The sequence below is a fragment of the Achromobacter sp. JUb104 genome (assembly GCF_024806975.1).
Classification (GTDB): Bacteria; Pseudomonadota; Gammaproteobacteria; order Burkholderiales; family Burkholderiaceae_B; genus Achromobacter; species Achromobacter spanius.
Genome location: NZ_JANUEY010000003.1, coordinates 983769 through 1006052, shown reverse-complemented (window position 1 = coordinate 1006052; position 22284 = coordinate 983769). Strand labels below are relative to the sequence as shown.

The following is a 22284-nucleotide window of genomic DNA, read 5'->3' as shown; positions in this document are numbered from 1 at the left end:
GTTGCGTCGAAGCTTCATCCTCTCCGGGCAGGCTCGGGCGGTAACAGGTGGGTGTCCGCGCGCACATGCAAGGTCACGCCGTGCACGGCCGTGATCACGACCGTGTCGCCAGCCGCCAGGCCCGCCGGCCCCACCGCGCGCCAGCGTTCTCCGGCCGCGGCGACATGGCCTTGCTCTCCGTTCCAGCTAAGTACTTTGATGCGCTGCCCGATCAGCGCTTCGGCCCCGCTGACGATCGGCGCGCGGCGCGATCGCAGCGCCAGCCGGGCAATCAGGAACGTCATCCCCAGGCTGGCCACGGCCACGCCCGCCACCAGCGGAAGCGATACCTCATAGGCGGGTGACTCCGTGTCGACCAGCAAGAGCGAGCCCAGCACGAAAGCGATGGCGCCGCCGATTCCCAGGATGCCGATCGACGGCGTGAATATTTCCGCCACCATGAGCGCGGCGCCCAGCAAGACGAGCGCGAGTCCGGCATAGGTCAGCGGTAGCGCGGACAAGGCGTAGAGGCCGACCAGCAGACATATCGCGCCGACCACGCCGGGATAGAGGGCGCCCGGGTTCATGAATTCGAATATCAAGCCGTACACGCCAACCATCAACAGCATGAGCGCCAGGTTGGGATTCGTGATGACGCTCAGCGCGCGCGTGCGCCAGTCCGGTTCTCTGTGCTGCACGCTCAGCCCCTTGGTTTGCAGCTCGGTCTGGGAATTGCCGACCCTGACGGTGCGCCCGTCGGCTTGTTCCAGCAGGTCCGGGATGTCGTCGGCGATCAGGTCAATCACCTGCTGCGCGTGGGCTTCGCGGGCTGACAGGCTGGCCGCCGAGCGCACGGCGTCTTCCGCCCAGTCGGCATTGCGCCCGCGCAAGGCAGCCAGTGAACGGATGTAGGCGACTGCGTCGTTGATGGCTTTGGATTCGCTGGCGTCCTTAGGGGCCGCAGCCGGCGGCTTGTCTGCGGCTCGCTTTGCCGAGGACTTGTCGCCATTGCTGTCCGTGGCCTTATCTGTGGCCTTATCGGCAGACTTTGCGGGCGACGTCTCGGGCGACTTATCGGACGACGTCTCGCCGGCCTTGTCGCCAGAACCGGGCTCTTTCTCGTCCGGTTTGGGAAACCCACCGCCCAAGGCAACGGGCGTCGCAGCGCCCAGGTTGGTGGCGGGGGCCATTGCCGCGACATGGCTGGCGTAAAGGATGTAGGTGCCGGCGCTGGCCGCGCGTGCGCCGTTGGGACTCACATAGGCAATCACGGGGACGGGCGATGCGAGTATCGCGCGGATGATCTCGCGCATCGACGTATCAAGCCCGCCGGGCGTGTCGATGCGCAAGATGACCACCGCGGCATTCTGTCCGTGTGCCGCGGCCAAGCCGCGAATCAGATAATCCGCCGTGGCGGGGCCGACGATGCCGTCCAGGGATAGCACGATGGCGGATCGCCGCTGGGCGCTATCTGGTGGGGTTTCGCCCCAGGCGCTGGCGATGGCCAACATCCACAACAAGGCGATGCCGCAAAAAATGCGAAGCATCGAGGGCGTTCGGACCGCCGGCCGCTGAGGTCGACCAATGACCATGAGCTGGGTCCCTCCGTGGTGCATGGGGGAATTGCTGCCTCCCATACTTATGCACGGTACTCCGATTATTGGCGTGCGGCCAATAGCAGGAGGAAGGGTTCCGGCCCCTAGCCAAACTCAAGCTGATAGAAATTCTGGCTGGCAATCAGTGTTGCCCCGCAGGACGTGCGCATGCCTTCCAGCGCCGTCATGCGGTCCGAACTGACGTTATGCACGCCTTCCACGATGGTGTGCGTGTCGCCGCATTTGGGGCAGGTGACGCGGTCGCCAACCCGCGCCATGGGTTGGCCGAAGATGATGACGGTTTCATCGCCGGTCACGACGACGCCACCGTGCGACGTCTTGTCGCCTTTGCGGATCACAGAGCGTTGGGGCATGGCTGGGCGAGTGCTTGGGGTTATGGCTTGGGCTACAGCTTGAGCGACAGCATGAGCTACAGCGGGGGCCTACAGATACGTGCCGTCCGGCGCTCGCCGGGCCGGGCCGACCACGAAGGTGCCGTCGGGCGCCATGCGCACGGGGCCGCCGCCGCCTTTGTAGGTGCCGTCCGGTGCGCGCTGCGGGGTGCCGGCCACGTAGGTGCCGTCGGGCGCTCGGGTGATGGGGCCTTCGCCGCCCACATAGGTGCCGTCGGGCGCACGGCGCGGTGTGCCGGCGATGAAGTGCCCGTCGGGCAGCATACGAATCGATTTCGTCGTCATGGACGCTCCTTGGGATAGGAGCGCAAATAATACCGATGCATCGTGATGCGCCTTGTAATAGGACGTGTCATCTTTGAACGTTATGCGTAAGCGAATGTGGGATGATTTCCGCCATTGCCGCCGCTGGCCGCCTGTCCGCACCGCCTGTCTGGCCGTGCCGCCGCCAGCTTTCGTCACCTCTCCGTTGCGATATGACCGACATCAACGCTTTGTTGCTACCGATACCCGGCGATGCGCCCTGCGGCGTGGACCTGGTGTTTTCCCCCGAGTTCGACGCCATCCGCGAAGCGCGCCGGCACGACGACCCCCAGCTGGACCAAGGCGATTGGGTCATCGACCTGAAAGAAGCCGATTGGCCGGAAGTCGCGCGCATCTGTTCCGAAGCCTTGCGCAACCGCAGCAAGGACATCCGCATTGCCTCGTGGTTGGCCGAAGCCTGGGCCAAGACGCGCGGCTTTGCGGGGCTACGCGACGGTTACCTGCTGATCGACGGCCTGTGCCGCGACTATTGGGAAGGCCTGCATCCGGTGCCCGAGGATGGCGACGTGCAGCAGCGCGTGGGCAACCTGGCGTGGCTGTTGTCACGATCCCAGCAACTGATCGGCGAGATTCCGCTGACGCAGGCCGACGGCGCGCGTTACGGCGCGGTGCTCTGGGAAGCTGCCAGTCAACTGGCCAACGCCGTGAAGCGCACGCCCGACAATGCCAACGAGTTGACGCGGGGCAAGCTCACGCTTGATCGCTTTGACGCCGCGCGGCGCGACACCCCGCCGTCGTTCTATTCCGAACTGGACACCCAGTTGGAGGGTTGCGCCCAGGCGCTGGCGCAGCTTGAGCGCACGCTGGACGAGCGGCTGGGTGATGAAAGCCCGGCGTTTTCGCGGGTGCGTGAAGCGCTGCGCAACGTTACCGAACTGGCGCACCGGTTCGCACGCGACGCGGGCCTGCTGGTGCGCGCCGACATCACGCCAGCGCCAACACCAACGTCGACTTCGGGGGCGCCCGCCGTTCCCACCCGCGTGGAGCCCACCTTGACTGCTGTCAACGCATTCCCCGGCGCCGAAGCCCTGCCCGCTGGCGCACCTGCCGTAGACGCCGTGCCGCATGCCGCGCGTGGCCCGATCCAGACGCGCGAGCAAGCCCTGGCGCAGTTGCGCGAGGTGGCCGATTTCTTTCGCCGCACCGAGCCGCACAGCCCCGTCGCCTATCTGGCCGACAAGGCCGCAAGCTGGGGCGAGATGTCCTTGCACCTGTGGCTGCGCACCGTGGTCAAGAACGACGAGACCCTGTCGGGCCTGGAAGAGTTGCTGGGCATCAAGAAGGCGGGCGAGAACTCCTGAAGTCCGGGGCCTGAGGCCCCCAGGCCCAGGCCCAAGCCCAAGCCCAAGCCGAAGCCGAAGCCTCAAGGCCGAAACGTCAAACCCCGCTCCGCCTCAACGCGCGGCGCGGAACTCGATGCGCCGGTTCTTCGCGCGCCCCTCCGCCGTCGCATTCGTCGCCACCGGCTGGTCGGGGCCCGCGCCCATAGCCTCGAAGCGCGACACAGGCAGGCCCTTGTCCACCAGATAATCACGCACCGCATCCGCGCGCGCCTGGCTCAGCGCCAGGTTGGTGCTGCGGCTGCCCGAGCTATCGGTATGCCCGATGATCTGGATCTTGTCGGCGCGCAGCTTGGGCACCGCGTCGGCCACGCGGTCCAGCAGTTCGCGGCCACGCGAGGTCAGGCGCGTGCTGCCGGTCTCGAACTCCACGACGCGGTCGCTCAGCAGGTTGTCCAGCACATCCTGTTCGTCCTTGCTGGCCGATACGCGCAGGCCGTTGACGATCTTGTAGGTGGGGTTCAGGGACGTGGCGAACGTGCTGGCAATCTGCTGCCGCGACGCTTCGTTATCGACCTCGCCGCGCAGGCGGATCTGCGTGCCGTCGATTTCAAGCTGGCCACGGTTGATCTGCTTGAGCGGGCTGTCCAGCAGCTTGCTCACATGTTGCGACCAGTTTGGCGGCGCCACCACGCCGCCCACGTCGATGCGGTCGATCACGTTGCCCACGCCGTAGACCTTCTGCAGACGCGCCAGCACGTCGGCCTTGGTGGCCTCGTCGGGCACCGCGCCGCTGGCCACCACTTGGCCGGGCTGGGGAATGACGTTGGCCGGAACCACCGTGGCGGCATCCTGGGCATGGGCCGCGCAGGACAGGGCGGCGGCCAGGGCAAGAATAAGCGTGCGCATGCGCTAGGCTCCGATAAAGACTTCGCGGAACGTTTCCAGCGCCTGGCGCAAGGAAAGCCGCGGTTGATCCAGATAGCTCGACAGCTTGGCCAAGCCATGGCTGGCGCTGACGTGGTCGCGCACCCAGGGGGCGTTTTCCAGCACGATGTAGTGCTGCGCCAAGGTCTGCGGCGTGGACAGCAGGCTGGCCAGCGTCTGCGGCGAGGCGCCGCGAAAGCCCACTACCAGCCGATGCTTGCCCGCCACCTGCCCGACGAACATCGCAATCTCGAAGTCGGCGCGGGTCAGGAACGGCGCAATCAGCGTCATCCAGTACGTGGCGACCAAGTTGATGTAGAGCGGGTCGTCCGGCAGCGGCAGGGCCAGGCCCGTGTCCAACTGCGACGATCCGCTGGACATCACGGGCGCCAGCAGTATGCCCAGCGCCAACACGATGTCGTGCACGCTGGCGGCGTGGCCGTTGCTGCGCAGCATGGCCTCGACCCGTTCAATGGTTTGCAGGTCGACAAAGGCGTCAAAGCCGTCGTCGGCGGCGGTGCGGATTTCACCTTCCAGATCGTTCAGCGTCTGTAGCGCGGCGGCCGGGTCGCCGGGCAGCATCAGTTGCGCGGCGGCGCTACCCATGCGGTTCCACATGCGGCTGAACGCCAGCGGGCTGCGCGCAATGAAATCCAGCGGGCGCGCCACTTCCACCGACGTCGCGGTGATGAACGGAAAGCGCCGCCCGGACTGGTCGCGGCTGGGCTGCAAGTGGCCGGCTATGGCCAGCTTGCCGCGCGAGCCCAGCACCGCGAAGGGCACGGGCTGGGCCTCGTCGTACAGCGTCTTCCAGTGGGGATCCTGCGCCAGGATCTCCATGGTGTTGGCAACCCACGCATCCAGCGTCGCCATCAGCTGGGGGTGCGAGGTGTTCTTGACGAAGTCGCCACGCGACGGGATTTTGCCGAAGTATGCCGTACGAAACATGGGTGACTGCGGATGGCTCATTGCTGCGCTCCGGCAGGCGTCGGGGCGACGGGGGTTTGAGGGGAAGCGCCCACCACCGTGGCGGGAAGGCGCAGGTTGCGCAGGCCTTGGCTGCCCGGCTCGGTGCCGCCGGCGCTGGCCGCTTGGGCGTTGCTGATGATGCGCAGCTTGACCGGCACCGTGATGTTGGACTTGGTCCAGCTCATCTCGAAACTGCCGTCGGCATTGGGCTTGCGCTGCGATCCGGAGATCAGCCGTTCCAGGCCGAAGCGGCCGGGTTCGTTGACGATCTCGACCACGGTGCCGTCAAAGGCGGTGGCCGTGATGCGCGCGCCCGGCGCGCCTTGTGCGTTGGGCCACACGAAGTTCACCCATTGCGGTGGCGTGTTGCGGTAGCGCAGTTGCTGCCCGTCGATTTCAATCGTGTATTCCGTCACGCCGCTGGCCGGCTTGGGCTGAATCTGGAACAGCGTCTGCGGCTGGCTGGCGGCGCCGGAACCCGCCGCGCCACCGGCCAGCGGGGCAACCCACTGTGCGAAGTTGGCGGTGAACGAGGGTTGCAGGTCGATGCCCATGTCGCCCCAGGTGCGCGCGGTCAGGATGTCGCCCCGGCGCACGGTCAGCGGGCCCAGCGTGTCGTTCACGTACTTGGCAATGCTGCCTTGCGGGCCGAAGACCTGGCCAATCTCTTCACCGCTGGCCTCGATGCCGGCCTTGGTCGAAAACGGGTATTTGTCGGCCAGGCTTTGCGAGAAGGGTTGGAACACTTGCGCGTTCCAGACCTTGTTCAGCTCGGTCTGTGCCGGTTGCATCGCCACGGCATAGCCCTGGATCAGCGGGCGCACCAGCAGCGGCCGCAGGGTCTCGCGCTGCGCCGGGGTCAGGCCCGCCAGCAACTGCTCGTCAACCAGCTTCAGCGCGTCGGCCAGCTCGGAGTCCTTGCCTTCCAGCGTTTGGCGCATCAGCAGCAGCGCGCCGGGGCCGGGGTCGCCCTGGTTGTTGATCAGGTTGAAGCGCGTGCGGATCTTCGACAGCGCGGTCATGTAATTGCCCAGCAGCGACTGGTTGTCGCGCGTGACCACCAGCCGCGCCACGTCCGAGAACTCGCGTCCCACGGGGCCCATCGGGATCTGCTCGCCGTTCGCCATCGTTGCCGCCGGCTTGGGTTGGCCTTGACGCAGGATCACGCGCTTGAACCACGCGACCACGCCCGTCTGCGCTTGCGCGATGCCGGTGTTGATCAGCGAAGGGTTGTCCCAGGACGTCTGTTCGTAGGTGGTGTTGATCAGTTTCACCAGCGGCGAATTCTGCGGGTCGCCCAGCCGGTTCATGCCATGCACCGCCTGCTCAAAACTGTTGAAGGGCTTGATCGAGACGCCGCGCAGCATCTTCTGCCATTCCTGCGCGTACTCGGTCTTGTACATCGTGGCCAGGCTCTTCTGGATCTGCTCCGGGCTGCCTTCCAGGGTGAGGTCGTCGCGGGCGTTCACGCCCAGCACCCAGTCACTGGTCTGCACTTCGCGGCGCGCGGCTTCGCCAATGGCCGGCTCGATGTATTGCTCCCACGCTTCGCGGGTGAACGTGCCCGGCACGGCGTAGCTGCCGGCCACCACGGCGGCGTCGGCCTCGCCCATGATGCGCGCCACCGTCATGGCCGGGAAGCGCGTGGCGGCCCGCGCCTTCAAGGTGGAGTACGCCCGCTCACGCGCCGGCATGCCCTGCATCACGCTGCGCAGATTGCCACGGGTGCGCTCGACCAGCGCCAGGTTGGTGTCGATCTGCGGCCAGTCCGCATCAGCGGCGCGCGCCACGTAGAAAGAAATCAGCCGTTCGGCGCTGCGGATCAACTGGTCCCGCGGCATGGCGCCGCGATTGGTTTCCAGCCAGCCGCGCCAGAAACGGGTGATCTGGTCCGACAGGTGGGTGGGATCCACGTGTTCGCGGTTCGCCATCATCAGGTACGTCTTGAGCGCGTTGTAGGCGTCATCGACGTTGGTGGGGGAGGCGTCCTGGAACAAGGTGTCGCCGGCGTTGGCGCGAGCGGGTTGCGCTTGGGCTTGGGCTTGGGCTTGCGCCTGCGCCACGGCCGGCGTGGCGGTGGCTGTCGCGCCAGCGGCGGCAACCTGCGACACGTCGACGCGGCCCAGATAGTCTTCCAGGCTGGCCTTCACCGGCACCAGCATGAACTGGCGCAGGCCGTTGTAGTACTCGGCCAGCAGGCGTTCCTTAAGCACATCTCCCTGATACAGGCCCAGGCCCAGCGACAAGGGACGGCTGGAGGAATAGCGATCAAGCTGCTCGATACGGTCCTGCAAAATCTCCATGGCTTCCAGGCGGCTTTGCAGGTCGGTGCGTTCGCTTTGCAGGCGCACCACCTTGTCCAGATCCGCCTGCACGTTGGTGGCCAGTTGCCGGTTGCCCAGGTACGACCAGCTCCAGCCGCCCAGCACCAGCCCCAGCGCCAGCACCAGACCGAAGAAGCTCAGGTAACGCATGCGCACCTTGTTGGGGCTGGCATGCTGACGCACCAGTTTCTTGTCCGCGAAGATGACGCTGGAAAACAGGTCGCGCAGGAACAGGCCCTTGTGCGACGGCGTAGCCTGCGTGGCTTCGCGGGTGGCCGGGCGCAGGCTGAAGCGTTCGGCAAGCTTCTCGGTGGACGTGCTGCGCGAGGCGCCTTCCTGCAAGGCGCTGGTGAAGTAAAAGCCTCGGAACACCGGCTTGTACTGGAAGGGGTTGGTCTCGAACAGGGTCGACAGAAAGGTGCGCAGCGCGGGTTTGATCCCCGCGAACTCGGGCGGGAACGTCAATAGCCCCGGGGGCAGGGGGCCGGTGCGCCGCAGCGAAATCTGCGCCGTGCCCATTTCCTTCAGGCCTTCATACAGCTCGTCGAAGCGCTCGTCGAACTGCGTCAGCACGTCGCGGCTTTCGTCGGCGCCGTAGGGCAGCGTGGCGCCCCAGACGCGATCGCGCTCGCGCGGGTCGGCATCGGCAAAGAATTCCGAGAAGCCGGCAATCAGGTCCGCCTTCGTGAAAATCACGTACACCGGCGCAAACACTTCCAGCCGGTCGGTCAGTTCCTGCACGCGCTGGCGCAGGTTCTTGGCCAGGTTGATGGCGAATTCCGGGCCCGAATCCGTCAGTTCGCTGATGCTGGCGGCAACGATGATGCCGTTGATCGGCGCCTTGGGTCGATGCCGCTTGAGCAGGTCCAGAAAGCTCATCCATTCGTTGCGGTCTTCTTCATGCACCGAATAGCGGCCCGCCGTGTCCAGCAGAATGCCTTCGGTGGTGAAGAACCAGTCGCAGTTGCGCGTGCCGCCCACGCCGCGCACGGCGGCGCCGTTCTTGTCGGCAAAGGGAAACTGCAAACCCGAATTGATCACCGCGCTGCTCTTGCCCGCCGCCGGGTTGCCGATGACGATGTACCAGGGCAATTCATACAGCGCTTCGTTGCCCGAGGCCTGGCCAATCTTCGACGTCTTGATCGTGCGCACCGCCTGCGTCAGGCGCTGGCGCAGGGCATCGATTTCATTGCGGTTGGCGGCCGGGCTGGCGGCGGCACCCGTCTGCACCTGCTGCTCCAGCATGTCGCCCAACTGCTGGTTGGCGCGCCGCGTGCGCCGCCTCCGCCACAGATGCACGCATAGCCACAGGACGAGCAGCACGCCCAGCAGCAGGCCGGCCCAGACCAGCGCAATCTGCATGGTCTGCGCGAACAGGAACAGAAACACGATAAGCGCGATCAAGCCGATCACCATGAAGGTGCGCGGGTTGGCGAACACGCGTGAGCTCCAATAGCGGATGTCGCTCATGGAACTGGAAAGGCGGGATAGGAATCCTGAGGGGCTACGCATGGTTTTCGCTGTTATTTTCCGAGTCAGGCGGTAGTGCTGGCGGCGGGTCGGTAGACCAGGGACGCGCAGCGCAATGCGGGGTCTTGCAGGGTAAGGGTCACGACGGCGGGTTGGGGCTGTGGTTCAGCCTGCATGCAGGCTTCGCTGGCCACGGCCAGGGTCAATAGCGATGCGGCCACGCCGGTATGGCCGCAGGCAACGCCCACGGCGTGGCAGTCCTTGGCGGTGTCCAGATGTTCAAACAATTGCGAGGCCACGTTCAGCGCTTCAAGCGGGCGGCTGCCGCGATGGTCGGCGTCGCTGATGACGTGGATGACGCTGTCGGGCGCGATCGCGGCGCGCTGCATCAGGTCGCGCGTCAGGTCGGCAAGCGCGGGTTCGGCTTGCGCGCCCCGGGCATCGGCGGGCTTCTGGCGATGCGTCACGGGCGAGAGGGCCACATGCACGTCGCCGGCGTCGGTGGCCGAGGCGGTTGATGTGGCCGACGTGGAATGAGCCTGGCCCAGCAGCACGCCCGCGGCGGCTTCGCCCGGCACGCGGCCTTGCGGATTCGCGTGCGTCAGCAGCAGGGCGTCGGCGTCCCATTGCGCCACCAGGTCCTGGTCGACATAACCGTCGGCCGCCAGCACGATGCGCCACGTCGGTACGTCGTTGGCGTTGCCTGATGCCGAGGCCAGTTCGCGCAGCAGCATGTCGACGGCCATGGCGTCGCGCGCGCTGTGCTCGGTGGCGCTGACGCGCGTATCGGGCCATACCCCGGCCGCCGCCAGCACTTGCGCACGCGCGCGCTCGCGTGCTGCCTGCGGCCAGCTTGCGGGCAGCACGATGTCAAAGCGCAGCAAGGGCCAGTCTTCGTCGCGGGCCGGCACATCCAGTTCGGTCACGCGGCGGTGTGCGTCATTAGTAAGCGTGGCGGCAATGTCGGCCAGCAGGGCCGTTGCGCGCAGGCCGGCCGTGGCCAGCGCCTCGGCGGGCGCGCCCCGTTCGCGTGCGGCGGCGTAGAGTTCAACGTCATCCAACTGCGGCACGCGCGCCGCAAATATGGGAAAGCCCTGCAAGGTCTTGAGTTCAGGGTCCAGCTCGGGGCGTTGCTGTTCAACCAGCGCCTCCGCGATTCCCGCCGCGTCCGGGCCGGCGGCTGCGCGCGCCGCCACGGCGACGATGCGCAGTTGGGCCAAGGCCGCCGGCGCTTCGTCTGCGGCGGGCGCGGATGCCAACGGCTCTGGTTTGGGCGCACGCGCGGCACGCACCGCCCGCGCACCCAGCCACAGCGCGCCCAGCACGGCCAGCGGCAGCGCGAACAGATACAGCCCGATGTCCACGCCGGTGGGCAAGGTGCGCGACTCTTGCCACCAGATGATGACGGCCAGCCACACCACGGCGAACAGCGCCAGAACCAGCAGACTTTTTTTCAGCAAGCGTCCCATGGGTGTCCGGTCAGCCTCCCGACCGTTGCATCACGCCGGGCCGGCGCAGTTCTACGTGGCCGAAGTCCATCATCTTCCAGCGCCCGCCCCAGGTCAGCCCGACCAGTTCGGCGGTCTGGCCAAACAGTTCATAGCCGCGCATGGCCCAGGGGTCTTTTTCCGAGATGACGATCTTGCCGTCGCGATAGAACGCGCTGTCGGCGGCAAGACCATATTGGTGATAGCTCTGGAACGCACCCGCGTTCGTCACGTGCGAGCCCATGCCCGCCAGTTCTTCCTGCCGCTCGGGGCTGCGATAGCCCTCGATCAGCGCCATTTCGTAGCCGTGCTGCTCGCGCATGATGCGGTAGGCCAGCAGCAGGCGCTGACGGAAATCGGCATCCAGCAGATCCCAATTGCGGCTGGCGCCGCCCAGCTTCGGACGCACCAATTCCACTTCGCGCGTGGTGAACGCTTCGGGGGGCAGCGGGGCGGGTGTCGCCAGCCGTTCGCCCTCCAGCAAAGCCTGGATTCTGCGGTCCGGACCCGTCATTTGAGGGCTGTAAACGAATGTGTGATTGTGTCGCATGAGGAAAGCAAAAAGTGACGGAAGCAATACAACTGTTAGCCCGATTGCCACCTGCCAACGATGCCGCGCGACCCATCCCGCAGACACTTTCAGCCCACCTTGCACGGCGCCCGCCGTACCGCCCACGGCACCGCCCGCATGGCTTGCGCCACGCGTCGCGCCCCGTGCCACGCCCTGTGCGCACGCGCGCAAACTCCGCACCGCGCCTTGGCGCAGAGCCGGAAAAAACAGGAGAGCGGAGACGCCCACCGCCAGTAAAAAATACAGGGGCAGTAGCAGTAACAAGATAGGTCCCTCATGTGAAGGCGTAATCTTTTGTTCTATTCGCCCTTGAGGCAAGCGATCCGGCGTTGCAAACCGCGTCGGTCCCTTAGAAATCGTAACAAGGAAGAGTGATCGAAAAGAGGTGTTCGGGTATTCTCGACGGGCTTGGTTACAGGGGGGCTGCACACGCCTCCTGCTGACACGGGAACCCGCATGGCAGAAGACGAAAAAGAAGCTCGCCCTACGACGACCGCGCCGAGTTTGCTCAGTGGCTCCGCGCGTGCGCGTGGCGATGCCGAGCCGACGCGCATCCTGGCCGCGCTTGAAGGGCGCGCGCCCGAAGCCGAGGTCAAACACCTTGCGACGCAGCGTGGAACGCGCGCCGGTCGCTGGGTGACGCTGGCATTGCTGCTGGCGTTGTTGGCGGGCGGCATCACTTGGTTCATACATCAGGACACGGCAGCGCCGTTGCAGGCGCAGGCCAACGACCCGTCCGTCGCGAAGGGTCCTTCAACTGCGCCCGTCGCCAGCGTGGCGCCCGCGCCTGTTGATAAACCGCCAGAGGTCGCCGCCATCATCGATGAGTCGCCACCCGCGCAAGACGCGGACCTGGGCCGTGGCGATCCCGAACCCTTGGGCGAACCCACCAACCCGCTGTCCGTGCTGGCGATGACGCCGCCCGCTACGGCGGCCGCGCCTGGTCCCACGCGCCAGGCGGCCGAACAGCGCGCGCGGCAAGCCGGCACGCTACATGGCAACGACGCCCCGCGCGCGGCCAAGTCCGCAGCCAGCCCGACCGCGACAAGCAACCCCGCGCGCAAGTCCGCCAAGCCGGCCGATACCGATGCGGCCTTGTTGTCGGCATTGATGAACTACGGCCTGCCGCCTGCTTCGCCACCCGGCACCCGCGTGTACAAAACCGACGGCATCTTCATGCGCGTGATGCCGGGATCATCGTTGTCCGAGCGCTTGAAGGAATGCCGCCAGCTCAGCTTTATTGAAGGCGAGCAATGCCGGCTGAGAGTATGCGCGGGCCAGTGGGGCACCGCCGCCGAATGCCCCACGCCGCAGGCCAACGTCGAACCCTGAATCGCCATCGTTTAACCGTCATCGTCCCATTGCGGCCCTTATCACCGACGTCCCCCCTTAAGGTTTTTGCTCCATGGCTGTGAACCCAAGCAACAGCAGTGCCAGCGCCGAATCCCGCCTTTACCGCTTGGACGGTGAGGGCGCGTTGGCGTCCCTGCAAGTGGAAGGCTGGGTCGCGCGCGAAGGCCTGTCGGATCTGGGCGAAACACGCGTGGTGGCGCTGTCGCAAGACGCGGGCCTGGACCTGAATGACATGGTGTCGCGCCCGGCCACGCTGTGGGCCACGCGCGCCGATGGCAGCGAAGCCGGACGCAGCGGCATCGTGCGCGCCGCCGAAATGCTGGGCGGCAATGCGGGCAAGGCGCGCTACCGCGTCACGCTCGCGCCCTGGTTGTGGCTGGCCACTCAGCGGCGCGACAGCCGCATCTACGAGAACCAGCCGGTGCTGGACATCGTGCGTCACGTGCTGGACAGCTACGAGGGCTACACCTATAAAGTCGCCGACGATGTCGAGCGCCATCTGGCCGATCTGCCCGCGCGCCCCTACACCACGCAGTACCGCGAAACGGACTACGCCTTCCTGTCCCGCCTGCTTGCGGAATCGGGCCTGGGCTGGACCACCGTGGAAGACAGCGGCGCGCCCGCGCGCCATGCCGTGCTGATCTTCGCCGATAGCCGCGGCTTGCCCGAAGACACCGAATCCGCAAGCGCGGGCGTGCGCTTTCAACGCGCGCACGCCACGGAAACGCGTGACGGGGTGCAGGCCCTGGTGCGCAGGCAACGCCGCGCGGTCGAGCGGGTAACGGTCCTGGCGTGGCACGACAGCGGCAAGCACGCCGTGACCGGCCAGGCGCTGGCCGGCCCCGCCCATGGCTCAGATGAAGACAGCGCCGGCCTGGAATGGTTTGAACCGCTGGGCCACGGCGGCTTGCTGAACCAGGCACACGCGCAGTTTCAGGCCAGCCTGTTGATGCAGGCTGCTCAGGCCAGCGCCGAGACCTTCATCGGACGCGGCAACGTGCGCACCTTCCGATCGGGCACGCGCTTCACGCTGCAAGACATGTCGCCGCTGGGGCCAGCGGGCGAGGCAGGGTTCGAGCCTGCCTTCGCGCTGGATCGCCTGGAACACGTCGGCATCAACAACTTGCCCGGGCAGGCAGACGCCAGCCTGGCCGACAAGCTGGGCGGGCTGGACAACTTCCTGTGCTTTGAAGACGACGCGGCGTCCGAGTCGGAACACGGCGCGGACAGTGGCCACGCGATCAACTACGCCATCGACGACGCAAGCGACGACGCCATAGCCCCCAACCTCCATCAAGACGATGCTCAAATCGGCGCAAGCCGCCCCGACGCCGCCGTGCTGGCGCGCGCGCACGAGGTCGGCTATGCCAATCGCTTTCGCGCCGTGCGCTGCGACCGCCCTTGGCGGGCCTTGCCCGCCGCTGCGCGCGGGGCAAGACTCGCGGGCGCGCCGTCCGCCGTGGGCGTACACACCGCCATCGTCACCAACGCAGAAGGCGCCACCGAGGCCAGCGGCGAAGACGAGATCCACCGCAACGCGCGCGGCGACGTGCGCGTGCGCTTTCATTGGCAGGCCGATGGCGATGGCCTGGCTAAAAGCCGCTGGGCGCGCGTGGCGCAACGCCAGGCGGGCGCGGGCATGGGCATGAGCTTCGTGCCGCGTATCGGCCAGGAAGTGCTGGTGCGCTTCTTGGATGAAGACATCGATCAGCCCCTGGTCGTTGGCGCGCTCTACAACGGGCGCGGCGAAGGCGGCATTCCGTCCACGCCCGGCGGCAAGTCCGGCGAGCCCATGAACACCGAGGTTTACGCGGCCGCCATGGACGGCAAGCCCAGCGCCCAGGCCAACCTGGCCAGCGGCAACGCACCAGCCTGGCATGGCGCGGCGGCCGGCGACGAACAGCATCGCAACGCGGCGGCGCTAAGCGGCTTCAAGAGCAAGGAATTCGGCGGCGACGGCTACAACCAGATCGTCTTCGACGACAGCGACGGCCAGCTGCGCATGCAGATCAAGTCCACACAGTCCGCCAGCGAACTCAACCTGGGCCATCTGATCCACCAGGCCGGCAACTATCGCGGCAACGTGCGTGGCGTGGGCGCGGAATTGCGCACCGATGCGTTCGGCGCCTTGCGCGGCGGCGCGGGCGTGCTGCTCACCACCTACACGGCCGGCGGCAGCGAACCCGCCGGTGACGCGGCGGCGCCCCTGGCGCTGGCCGGACAGGCCGACATCATGGCGCAGTCGTTTGATGGCGTGATCGGCGCGCACCAAGGCGTGCGCCTGGCCTCGGCACGCGGCACCACGTCGGCGGGCGCCAGCCGCCTGGACGGCGAACGCGCGCCCCTGGCCGCCATGACGCACGCCGTCTCCGGCACGGTGGACGGCCAGGCTGTCGGCGGCGCGGCGGGCGACGCCTCGGCCAAGCACACGGAAGTGGTCGACGGCAAAGTGCCGCACCTGACCGACCCCTTGGTGCTGATGGCGGGCCGCGCCGGCTTGACGCAGGCGGCCGGCCGCAATGTGCAGGTGGCGGCGGGCGAACTGGTGCATTGGTCGGCCGGACAAGACCACAACCTGGCCGTCGTCGGCTCGCTGCGCGTGCATACGGGCCAGGCGCTGGGCATCGTGGCCGGCGTACAAAAGGGCGGCGCCGAGTCGGGCCTGGATCTCATCGCCGGCACCGGCGAAGTCGACGTGATCTCGCAGCACGACGTGCTGACCGTGCAGGCGCAGCAGGACTTGCGCATGATCAGCGCCAACGCCGGCATTGAATACGCCTCGCCCAAGCGCATCCGCATCGCCAACGCGGCGGGCGCCAGCATCGTCATCGAAGGCGGCAACATCACGGTCACCGCGCCGGGCCGCATCGACGTCAAGACCGGCAACAAACAATTCTCCGGCCCCACGCAGATGCCGTATCCGTTTCCGCAGTTCACGGTCTGCAAAAGCTGCGTGCTGGACGCCCAGGAGAGCGTGCAGTCCATCACCGACAAGGCGTAAGGACGATGGCTTATTCCTGGCAGCAGGCGCTGCTTTCCACTTTCGCGGAATTGCCGCATCACCGTGGCCCCTACGGCGAAGCCGCGCGGGCGTACGTGATCATTGATTTTCGTGGCCACCCCGATCTGCTGGCCCGCATCACCGCCACCGAAGACATGAGCTTCGGCTCGGTCTGGGCGCAGACCGGGCTGGACATCTACGGCGATGTCGCGCCCCTGCTGATTGAAGTGGACGGCGCGTCCCAGGGCGTGCTGCGCGGGCCGCCCCGGGTGGATTTCAGTACGCCGCTGGTCCGCGTACTGAATGCCCTGCACGAACGCAGCAGCGGCCGCTACGCCATGATGAGCTTCGCGTCCGCCGTGCCCCTGGAAAAACTGATCGCGCACTTCGGCCGCTTCTGCGACTACGCCTTACCCGACGCCAGCGAGTTCTTCCTGCACTGGTACGACACCCGCATCCTGGCGCGCGCCCTGCAAGTCTGGACCGCCGAACAACGCGCCCGCTTCGCCTCGCCCCTCATCACCTTGCGCTACGCACTGCGTGACGGATCGCTGGCTGAACTGTCGGGCACCGGCAGGCTGCCCGCAGACCAACCCGACGGCATCCAACGCTTCTCGCCCGAGCAGCACCAGATGCTGTTCGACCTGGACTACCCCGACAAGCTCGCGGTGCAACTACGCCGCCTGTATCCCGGTCTGCTGCCCGGCGACCCGGATCAGGACGCGCTGGTGCCGCGCGTGCAAGCGCAGTTGGAACGCGCGCGCGCACATGGCGTGGCGGGCGACAAGGACACGTTTGATTATGTGGCGTGGGGCATATCGATTTCGCCGCGCTTTGATGAGCATCCGCTGATCCGTGAGGGCTTGCTGGGGTATCAGCCAGGTGATGACGGCGCGCTGGCAAAGGCGCTGGCGGGCGTGCCGGATGCGGTGTGGGATGAGGTGCAGGCCTTGCATTGGGCCGGTCGGGATGGTCGTGATGCGTAGGGGCGTGACCACCAGGCTGGCGGCCTTAACCGTGGCGCCGAATTTCGATTCAGGAGATACGAATGCGTAAGGGATTGATCGCCGCGCTGTTGTGGCTGGGCATGCTGGCGGGTTGCAATAGCGAGCCGGTCTACCAAGGCGTCAGTTTCATCGCCTATAACTACACGCCGTGGAATATCCGCAGCATCAGCGTCAAGGACAAGGGTGATGGCGTGGCGTCGACGATGCAGGTCAGCCCGGGGGGCGGCGAGGGTTCGGTGACCTGCTGCTTCACGCTTAAAGGTACCGAGTTCACTGTGGATTGGCGCGGCGTCGACGCCGAGTTGCTGCGCAAGCATTTGCACGATGGCAAAGCCGACTCGCTCTATTTCGACCGGCAGGGCGCCATCAACTTTCCGGCCGCCGAGATCCCGGCGGGTGATGGCCCGCTGTATCTGGAACTGCACATTTACCCTGACGAACACATGGAGCTGGCGCTAAGCCGCAAACTGCTGGGCCAGACGCGGATTCCCATCGTCGATACCGTGGATTGGCTGTGGCGCGAGCATCGCGCATCGCTTGGCGCCTACCGCAGCGACGCCGAACTGCTGCGCGCGACCGCGAAGGTGTTGCAGGCGGCATGGAAGAAATATCGCATCGAAGACAAGCAAGACCTGCGCCAATACATGTTGTTGTACTTCACGGTGGCATCGAACTTCGATTCGGATGCGCAGGTGAAGGCGATCCTGGACAAGCCGGGCCGCGCGCCGGGCGATTTCGCCCGGGAGGTCGCGGCGTTGCCGCAGGCGAAGCTGGAGCAGATCAAAGCCATGGGTACCCCGCCGGGAGATAAGAATGTCTGACGCGCAATCCAGTGATTTGCCGCCGGAGAACCGTACGCCGGCATCGGTGCTGAAGGCGATGGCCCAGAATGAGGCGGCTTACCCCAAGGACGACTGCAATGAATGCGGTGCGGTTCTGCGGATGGGGTTCTTCTTTGATGGCTTTGGCCGTAGCCGCGATGAAGATGCGAAGCACCCGACGTACTACTCGAACATCTGCCGCTTATGGGAAGCGCACTACGTCCAGAGCGATCCCGGTCGCCCTGAAAAGCACCACTGGTTCCGGTTTTACTACTCGGGCCTGGGCACGGATCTGAATGCCGATGCGGAGAATGACGACATGATCTATGCCGCCGCGAAGGCGGGCATGAAAGCGGCCAGCAACGCGCAAAAGGCGATATCGGCCAACGTCGGTAATGTCTTGCGCACGGATGAGATTCCGAACCATAAGCTCACCGGGCGCCTGACGGCGGCGGTGAAAAAGTCGCTGCGTGAGTCGTCCTATCAGCCGATGGTCAAGGCGTACAAGGACGTCGTGAAAGATGTGCGAACGCTGCCCGAAAAGGCCGTCCGGATCTGGAATGCGTGGGACCCCGAGCGAGTGGTGAACCGCGCGCGCGCGACCATTCGCGGCTTCTGGTCGGGCTTCAAGAAGAATCCGCTGAAGGTCGCATGGACGGCCGGCAAGGAAGCGGCCAAGTCAACCATGATGGAAACGGTGCCGATCATCCGCGATCAGGAAACGGTGGCCTACCTGATGGGTACGGGCGTTGACGTGCGCGTGGACTCGGCATTGCGGCAGTTCAAGGCGGCCTACGACGCCGTGAGCGAAGGGCAGAATGTGCGCCGCATTGAAATCACCGTGTTCGGCGCGGACCGGGGGGGCGTGGTCGCGCGCCAGTTCGTCAATGATTTGGTCAAGAAGTACCGCCGTCGTCACGATGCAGACCTGGCGGTGATTGGCGACCGAACAAAGAACAAGTCAGATGCCGATATCCAGATCCGCTTCATGGGTCTGCTTGATTCGGTCGCGTCCATCATGGACGAAAACACGTTCCTGGGCTTCTTTCCTGTCACTGACCTCATCAAACAGACGCACAAGGATCGGACGCTGACAGTGCCGGCCGCCGTGCAGATGTGCGTGCATTACGCGGCCGCGCATGAGCTGCGTCGCAACCAGCGCATGGACAGCCTGGAGAAGACGCGCGGCCTGCAGTATCTGTATCCGGGGTCCAGTGGCGATGTGACGGGTGTCAGTCCGCCCGGGTCGCTGAATGCGCGCGTAGAGCTGTCGCGCGTGGCGCTGCGCGACATGATGAACCAGGCCCTTTCGCACGGCGCGGCCTTTCATAGCATGGAGCGGCTGGCCGACCTGAAGCCCGATACCTATCTGCAGTTTTCGCTGTCCGAACCGATTGTGGATGGCAGTACGAAAAACCAGATCCTGGATCTGGTCAAAGCGTATCGCGAGGTGGTCAAGTACGAGCCCGGCATAGACTTCATGCCGCATATGGAGGCATTCCTGCGTTGGCTGGCCGTGCGTTATCAAGACCCGACGTTCCGCGCCGAATTGTCGGATCCGGCCGAGGCGTGGATTAAGGATCGCGATTTCTTCACGCCGGAACAGGAGTACAACGAAGAGCTGCGGCGCGTGTCGGCATTGCCCGCCGAGGAACGCAACAAGCCGGAAAATACGGCCCGCTTGCGCGAGCTGGAGGCGCTTAAGAATGAGCGTTGGCAACGCGCCTCGGAAAGCCGTGGCGAATTGCCGCCGCAACGATTCAAGCCGCTCTGGGAGCGTCTGGAAGAGGAGTACAAGAGCCTGGAACGCGCGGAACAGCAGGATGCCGATACCGCGCAGCGCCGCGCGGACCTGGAGCGCAATAGCCCGCAAGTGTTGCGCACCATGGAGTTGATGGACCAGGACATGCGCGACCGCGAGAACATGCGCAACGACTTGATCAAGCGCGGCGGCGGCACGCCAGAAAAGGCGGCCGATCCCCTGGCCGACATCAAGGTCGAGCGCGCGGTTCAGCAACGCCTGCTGACCGCCTGGCGCGACGCCCGCGACGGCAAAACGCAGTTGCCCCCCAAGGTCATGACCTTGTTCGACTGGCTGGTGCACGACGCCATGTTGAGCAGTTGGCCCGATCACCTGCTGGCCAGCACCACGATGTACTTCCGCGTCCGCGACAAGGATGTGTTCGCCAAGACCGACGCCAAGGCGGAAATGTCGCAGCGAGCCAAGGACATGCGCAACGCGGAAAAGGTCGAGGCCCAGGCCGCGCGAGCAGAGCAGAACATTCAACAGATGACCCCCGTGCGGCCTTGACGGGGCGAGCGACAGACATGCGTAGGGCATGGATCGCGATGCTGTGTTGCCTGGGGTTGTTGGCCGGCTGCAATGCCGAGCCCACGTACCAGAACGTGAGCGTCATCACCTACAACTACACGCCCTGGGACTTGACCTCCGTTCGAATTATCGACGCTTCAGGCGCTATAGCCGGAAGCGGCATGATTCGGTCTGGCGGCGGTGAAGGCAGCGTGTCGTGCTGCTACACGCTTAAAGGAACGGACTTCACGGTCAGGTGGCGCGGTGGTGACGCTGACCTGATGCGCAAGCATATGTTCGATGGAAAATTCGACGACGTGCTCTTCGCCAAAGAAACGAAGGTGCATTTCCCGTATCAGGAAGCCCCTGCGGGCGAAGGCCCGCTCATTGTGGAATTGCACATCTATCCCGATGAGCACATCGAGCTTGCCTTGAGTCGACAGCTATTGGGTCAGGCCAGAATTCCAATTCCTGACACGACCCGTTGGCTTTACGAGCATCATCGAGATGAACTGGTCGATTACGAAGACATACATGAGTTGCGTTATGTCCTCGCGAAGGTCGCCAAGCAAGCATGGACGAAATACAAGATCGAGGACGCGCAAGACATGCGCCAGTACATGCGGCTGTACTTTACCGTCGCCTCGAACTTCGATTCGGATGCGCAGATGAAGGCGATTCTGGAGCGGCCGGGACGAGCGCCGGGCGACTTTGCCCAGGAAGTCGCGGCGTTGCCGCAGAGCAGGCTTGATCAGATCAAAAAGTCGGGCACCCCACCGGGAGACAAGAATGCGTAGGGCGGCGGTTGGCGCGCTGTTGGGGCTTGGCATATTGGCCGGCTGCAATGCCGAGTCGACCTACTCAGGCGTCAGCTTCATTACGTACAACTACACGCCGTGGGAGCTGGCCTCGGTTCGCCTGGTCGACGCCTCGGGCGCGTCAGCCGGAACTGCCGCCGTCCCACCCGGGGGAGGTGAGGGAAGTGTCTCGTGCTGCTACACCCTAAAGGGCACGGATTTCACCGTGCAATGGCGCGGTGGAGATGTGGACGTAATGCGCCAGCATTTGTTCGACGGAAAGCTTGACGAAGTGATGTTCAAAAAAGCGACCAAGGTGCATTTCCCTGCTGCGCCTGCGCCGGCCGGCGACGGCCCTCTCATCCTTGAGCTGCATATATATCCCGACGAACGCATGGAGCTTGCACTGAGCCGAAAGCTGTTCGGCCAGGTAAGAATTCCGATCATCGATACGACGCGGTGGCTCTATGCAACGCACCGCGATGCGCTGAACGATTACCGCAATATTCATGAGGTCGGGCTTGTGTTGGGCAAGGTCGCCAAGCAGGCTTGGATGCAATACCGCATCGAAGACGTCGAGGACATGCGCGGCTACATGTATCTGTACTTCGTTGTCGCATCGGATTTCGACAAGGACGCGGAGATCGCTGCGCTGTTGAATGACGCGAACAGAAAGCCGGGTGATTTTGGTCGTGCGGTGTCTGCGCTATCGAAAGAAAAAATCGAGCACATGAAGGAGAACGGCGCGCCTCCGGGAGACAAGAATGCGTGAAGTCGGGCTTAACGAGACACCGCTTTGGTGGACTACGGTGCGTTTGGCAACACGGGGCCGTGAATGCATAAAGGGCTGATCGGCATGCTGATAGGGCTGGGCCTGTTGGCCGGCTGCAATGCCGAGCCGACCTACTCAGGCGTCAGCTTCATTGCGTACAACTACACGCCTTGGAACTTGGAGCCAGTTCAGCTCAGTGACGCATCCGGCAACGTGGCTGGTTCCAGCACGCTAATCCCAGGCGGGGGCGCTGGAAGCGTCTCTTGCTGCTACACCTTCAAAGGCACCGAATTCACCGTGAAATGGAGCGGCGGCGATCCGGATCTGCTTCGCAAGCATCTGTTTGACGGCAAGTTCGACGAGGTGAAATTCAAGAAGGAAGCGGCGGTACATTTTCCCGCCACGAAGATACCCGACGGCGATGGCACGCTCATCCTGGAACTGCACATCTATCCCGATGAACACATGGAGCTTGCGCTAAGCCGCAATCTGGCGGGACAAGTCAGGATCCCGATCGTCGAAACCACGCGCTGGCTGTACAAAAATCACCGCGACGAGTTGGCCAATTACGAGCACTCAGACCAGGTGAACGATGTGCTCTCAAAGGTCGCGAAGCGCGCCTGGATGCAATATCGCATCGAAGACGCCGGGGACATGCGCGGCTACATGTATCTGTACTTCCTTGTGGCATCGGATTTCGACACGGATGCGGAGATCGCCGCGCTGTTGAATGACCCAAATCGAAAGCCTGGCGACTTTGGCCGGGCAGTGGCTGCACTATCTGAAGAAAGGACCGCGCAAATGAAGGCGACTGGCGCGCCGCCGGGGGACAAGAATGTGTGAGGTGACGCGCAGCGAGACACCGCGACAGCGATCTTGCGGG

17 protein-coding genes are annotated in these 22284 nt (G+C 65.1%); 9 read left to right on the top strand and 8 right to left on the bottom strand.

Annotated elements, in window-relative coordinates:
• Window positions 1–14 precede the first annotated feature (14 nt).
• From M2361_RS24990 to M2361_RS24980, 3 genes are all read right to left on the bottom strand, one after another.
• Window positions 15–1526, bottom strand: a complete 1512-nt coding sequence (locus M2361_RS24990; RefSeq protein WP_259252481.1) for a nodulation protein NfeD — start codon at window positions 1524–1526, stop codon at window positions 15–17.
• 152 nt (window positions 1527–1678) lie between these two features.
• Window positions 1679–1948, bottom strand: coding sequence for a PAAR domain-containing protein (locus M2361_RS24985; protein WP_259252480.1), 270 nt, complete (start codon window positions 1946–1948; stop codon window positions 1679–1681).
• A gap of 69 nt (window positions 1949–2017) precedes the next feature.
• A complete protein-coding gene (locus tag M2361_RS24980; RefSeq protein WP_259252479.1) occupies window positions 2018–2272 on the bottom strand; it encodes a hypothetical protein in 255 nt (84 codons plus the stop codon).
• Between the two features lie 191 nt (window positions 2273–2463).
• On the opposite strand from M2361_RS24980, the gene tssA reads away from it, so the two are divergent.
• Window positions 2464–3612, top strand: a complete 1149-nt coding sequence (gene tssA / locus M2361_RS24975) for a type VI secretion system protein TssA (protein ID WP_259252478.1) — start codon at window positions 2464–2466, stop codon at window positions 3610–3612.
• A 93-nt stretch (window positions 3613–3705) separates the two neighbouring features.
• Here tssA and M2361_RS24970 read toward each other — a convergent pair whose 3' ends face one another.
• The 5 genes from M2361_RS24970 to M2361_RS24950 all read right to left on the bottom strand — a co-directional run bounded on the left by M2361_RS24970 (window position 3706) and on the right by M2361_RS24950 (window position 11603).
• Window positions 3706–4500 carry an OmpA family protein gene (locus M2361_RS24970; RefSeq protein ID WP_100853066.1) on the bottom strand — a complete coding sequence of 265 codons (795 nt, stop codon included), beginning with the start codon at window positions 4498–4500 and terminating at the stop codon, window positions 3706–3708.
• Between the two features lie 3 nt (window positions 4501–4503).
• A complete protein-coding gene (gene tagF, locus M2361_RS24965; RefSeq protein ID WP_259252477.1) occupies window positions 4504–5487 on the bottom strand; it encodes a type VI secretion system-associated protein TagF in 984 nt (327 codons plus the stop codon).
• On the bottom strand, window positions 5484–9281 hold the full coding sequence (gene tssM, locus M2361_RS24960; RefSeq protein ID WP_259252476.1) for a type VI secretion system membrane subunit TssM: 3798 nt from the start codon (window positions 9279–9281) through the stop codon (window positions 5484–5486). Before tssM ends, tagF begins: the two co-directional genes overlap by 4 nt.
• A 65-nt stretch (window positions 9282–9346) precedes the next feature.
• Window positions 9347–10750 carry a hypothetical protein gene (locus tag M2361_RS24955; protein ID WP_259252475.1) on the bottom strand — a complete coding sequence of 468 codons (1404 nt, stop codon included), beginning with the start codon at window positions 10748–10750 and terminating at the stop codon, window positions 9347–9349.
• Between the two features lie 10 nt (window positions 10751–10760).
• Window positions 10761–11603, bottom strand: a complete 843-nt coding sequence (locus M2361_RS24950; RefSeq protein WP_404976451.1) for a M15 family metallopeptidase — start codon at window positions 11601–11603, stop codon at window positions 10761–10763.
• A gap of 192 nt (window positions 11604–11795) precedes the next feature.
• Here M2361_RS24950 and M2361_RS24945 point away from each other — a divergent pair, with 192 nt between their 5' ends.
• The 8 genes from M2361_RS24945 (at window position 11796) to M2361_RS24910 (ending at window position 22244) form a co-directional block, all read left to right on the top strand.
• On the top strand, window positions 11796–12671 hold the full coding sequence (locus M2361_RS24945) for a hypothetical protein (RefSeq protein WP_259252474.1): 876 nt from the start codon (window positions 11796–11798) through the stop codon (window positions 12669–12671).
• Window positions 12672–12744: 73 nt separating this feature from the next.
• Entirely contained in the window at window positions 12745–15693 is a 2949-nt protein-coding gene (locus tag M2361_RS24940; RefSeq protein ID WP_259252473.1) for a type VI secretion system Vgr family protein, read from the top strand.
• Between the two features lie 5 nt (window positions 15694–15698).
• Entirely contained in the window at window positions 15699–16679 is a 981-nt protein-coding gene (locus tag M2361_RS24935; protein WP_259252472.1) for a DUF4123 domain-containing protein, read from the top strand.
• A 62-nt stretch (window positions 16680–16741) separates the two neighbouring features.
• Entirely contained in the window at window positions 16742–17521 is a 780-nt protein-coding gene (locus M2361_RS24930) for a DUF3304 domain-containing protein (protein ID WP_259252471.1), read from the top strand.
• Window positions 17514–19832 carry a DUF2235 domain-containing protein gene (locus M2361_RS24925; RefSeq protein WP_259252470.1) on the top strand — a complete coding sequence of 773 codons (2319 nt, stop codon included), beginning with the start codon at window positions 17514–17516 and terminating at the stop codon, window positions 19830–19832. Before M2361_RS24930 ends, M2361_RS24925 begins: the two co-directional genes overlap by 8 nt.
• A 95-nt stretch (window positions 19833–19927) precedes the next feature.
• Window positions 19928–20629 carry a DUF3304 domain-containing protein gene (locus M2361_RS24920; RefSeq protein WP_259252469.1) on the top strand — a complete coding sequence of 234 codons (702 nt, stop codon included), beginning with the start codon at window positions 19928–19930 and terminating at the stop codon, window positions 20627–20629.
• Window positions 20622–21401, top strand: a complete 780-nt coding sequence (locus M2361_RS24915) for a hypothetical protein (protein ID WP_259252468.1) — start codon at window positions 20622–20624, stop codon at window positions 21399–21401. Before M2361_RS24920 ends, M2361_RS24915 begins: the two co-directional genes overlap by 8 nt.
• Before the next feature lie 63 nt (window positions 21402–21464).
• A complete protein-coding gene (locus tag M2361_RS24910; RefSeq protein ID WP_259252467.1) occupies window positions 21465–22244 on the top strand; it encodes a hypothetical protein in 780 nt (259 codons plus the stop codon).
• The last annotated feature ends 40 nt before the right edge of the window (window positions 22245–22284 follow it).

Excerpts from the sequence above, each read along its gene's own strand:
- M2361_RS24990 (WP_259252481.1), bottom strand. The coding sequence starts at position 1,526 with ATGCTTCGCATTTTTTGCGGCATCGCCTTGTTGTGGATGTTGGCCATC.
- M2361_RS24985 (WP_259252480.1), bottom strand. The coding sequence starts at position 1,948 with ATGCCCCAACGCTCTGTGATCCGCAAAGGCGACAAGACGTCGCACGGT.
- M2361_RS24980 (WP_259252479.1), bottom strand. The coding sequence starts at position 2,272 with ATGACGACGAAATCGATTCGTATGCTGCCCGACGGGCACTTCATCGCC.
- tssA (WP_259252478.1), top strand. The coding sequence starts at position 2,464 with ATGACCGACATCAACGCTTTGTTGCTACCGATACCCGGCGATGCGCCC.
- M2361_RS24970 (WP_100853066.1), bottom strand. The coding sequence starts at position 4,500 with ATGCGCACGCTTATTCTTGCCCTGGCCGCCGCCCTGTCCTGCGCGGCC.
- tagF (WP_259252477.1), bottom strand. The coding sequence starts at position 5,487 with ATGAGCCATCCGCAGTCACCCATGTTTCGTACGGCATACTTCGGCAAA.
- tssM (WP_259252476.1), bottom strand. The coding sequence starts at position 9,281 with ATGAGCGACATCCGCTATTGGAGCTCACGCGTGTTCGCCAACCCGCGC.
- M2361_RS24955 (WP_259252475.1), bottom strand. The coding sequence starts at position 10,750 with ATGGGACGCTTGCTGAAAAAAAGTCTGCTGGTTCTGGCGCTGTTCGCC.
- M2361_RS24945 (WP_259252474.1), top strand. The coding sequence starts at position 11,796 with ATGGCAGAAGACGAAAAAGAAGCTCGCCCTACGACGACCGCGCCGAGT.
- M2361_RS24940 (WP_259252473.1), top strand. The coding sequence starts at position 12,745 with ATGGCTGTGAACCCAAGCAACAGCAGTGCCAGCGCCGAATCCCGCCTT.
- M2361_RS24935 (WP_259252472.1), top strand. The coding sequence starts at position 15,699 with ATGGCTTATTCCTGGCAGCAGGCGCTGCTTTCCACTTTCGCGGAATTG.
- M2361_RS24930 (WP_259252471.1), top strand. The coding sequence starts at position 16,742 with ATGCGTAAGGGATTGATCGCCGCGCTGTTGTGGCTGGGCATGCTGGCG.
- M2361_RS24925 (WP_259252470.1), top strand. The coding sequence starts at position 17,514 with ATGTCTGACGCGCAATCCAGTGATTTGCCGCCGGAGAACCGTACGCCG.
- M2361_RS24915 (WP_259252468.1), top strand. The coding sequence starts at position 20,622 with ATGCGTAGGGCGGCGGTTGGCGCGCTGTTGGGGCTTGGCATATTGGCC.
- M2361_RS24910 (WP_259252467.1), top strand. The coding sequence starts at position 21,465 with ATGCATAAAGGGCTGATCGGCATGCTGATAGGGCTGGGCCTGTTGGCC.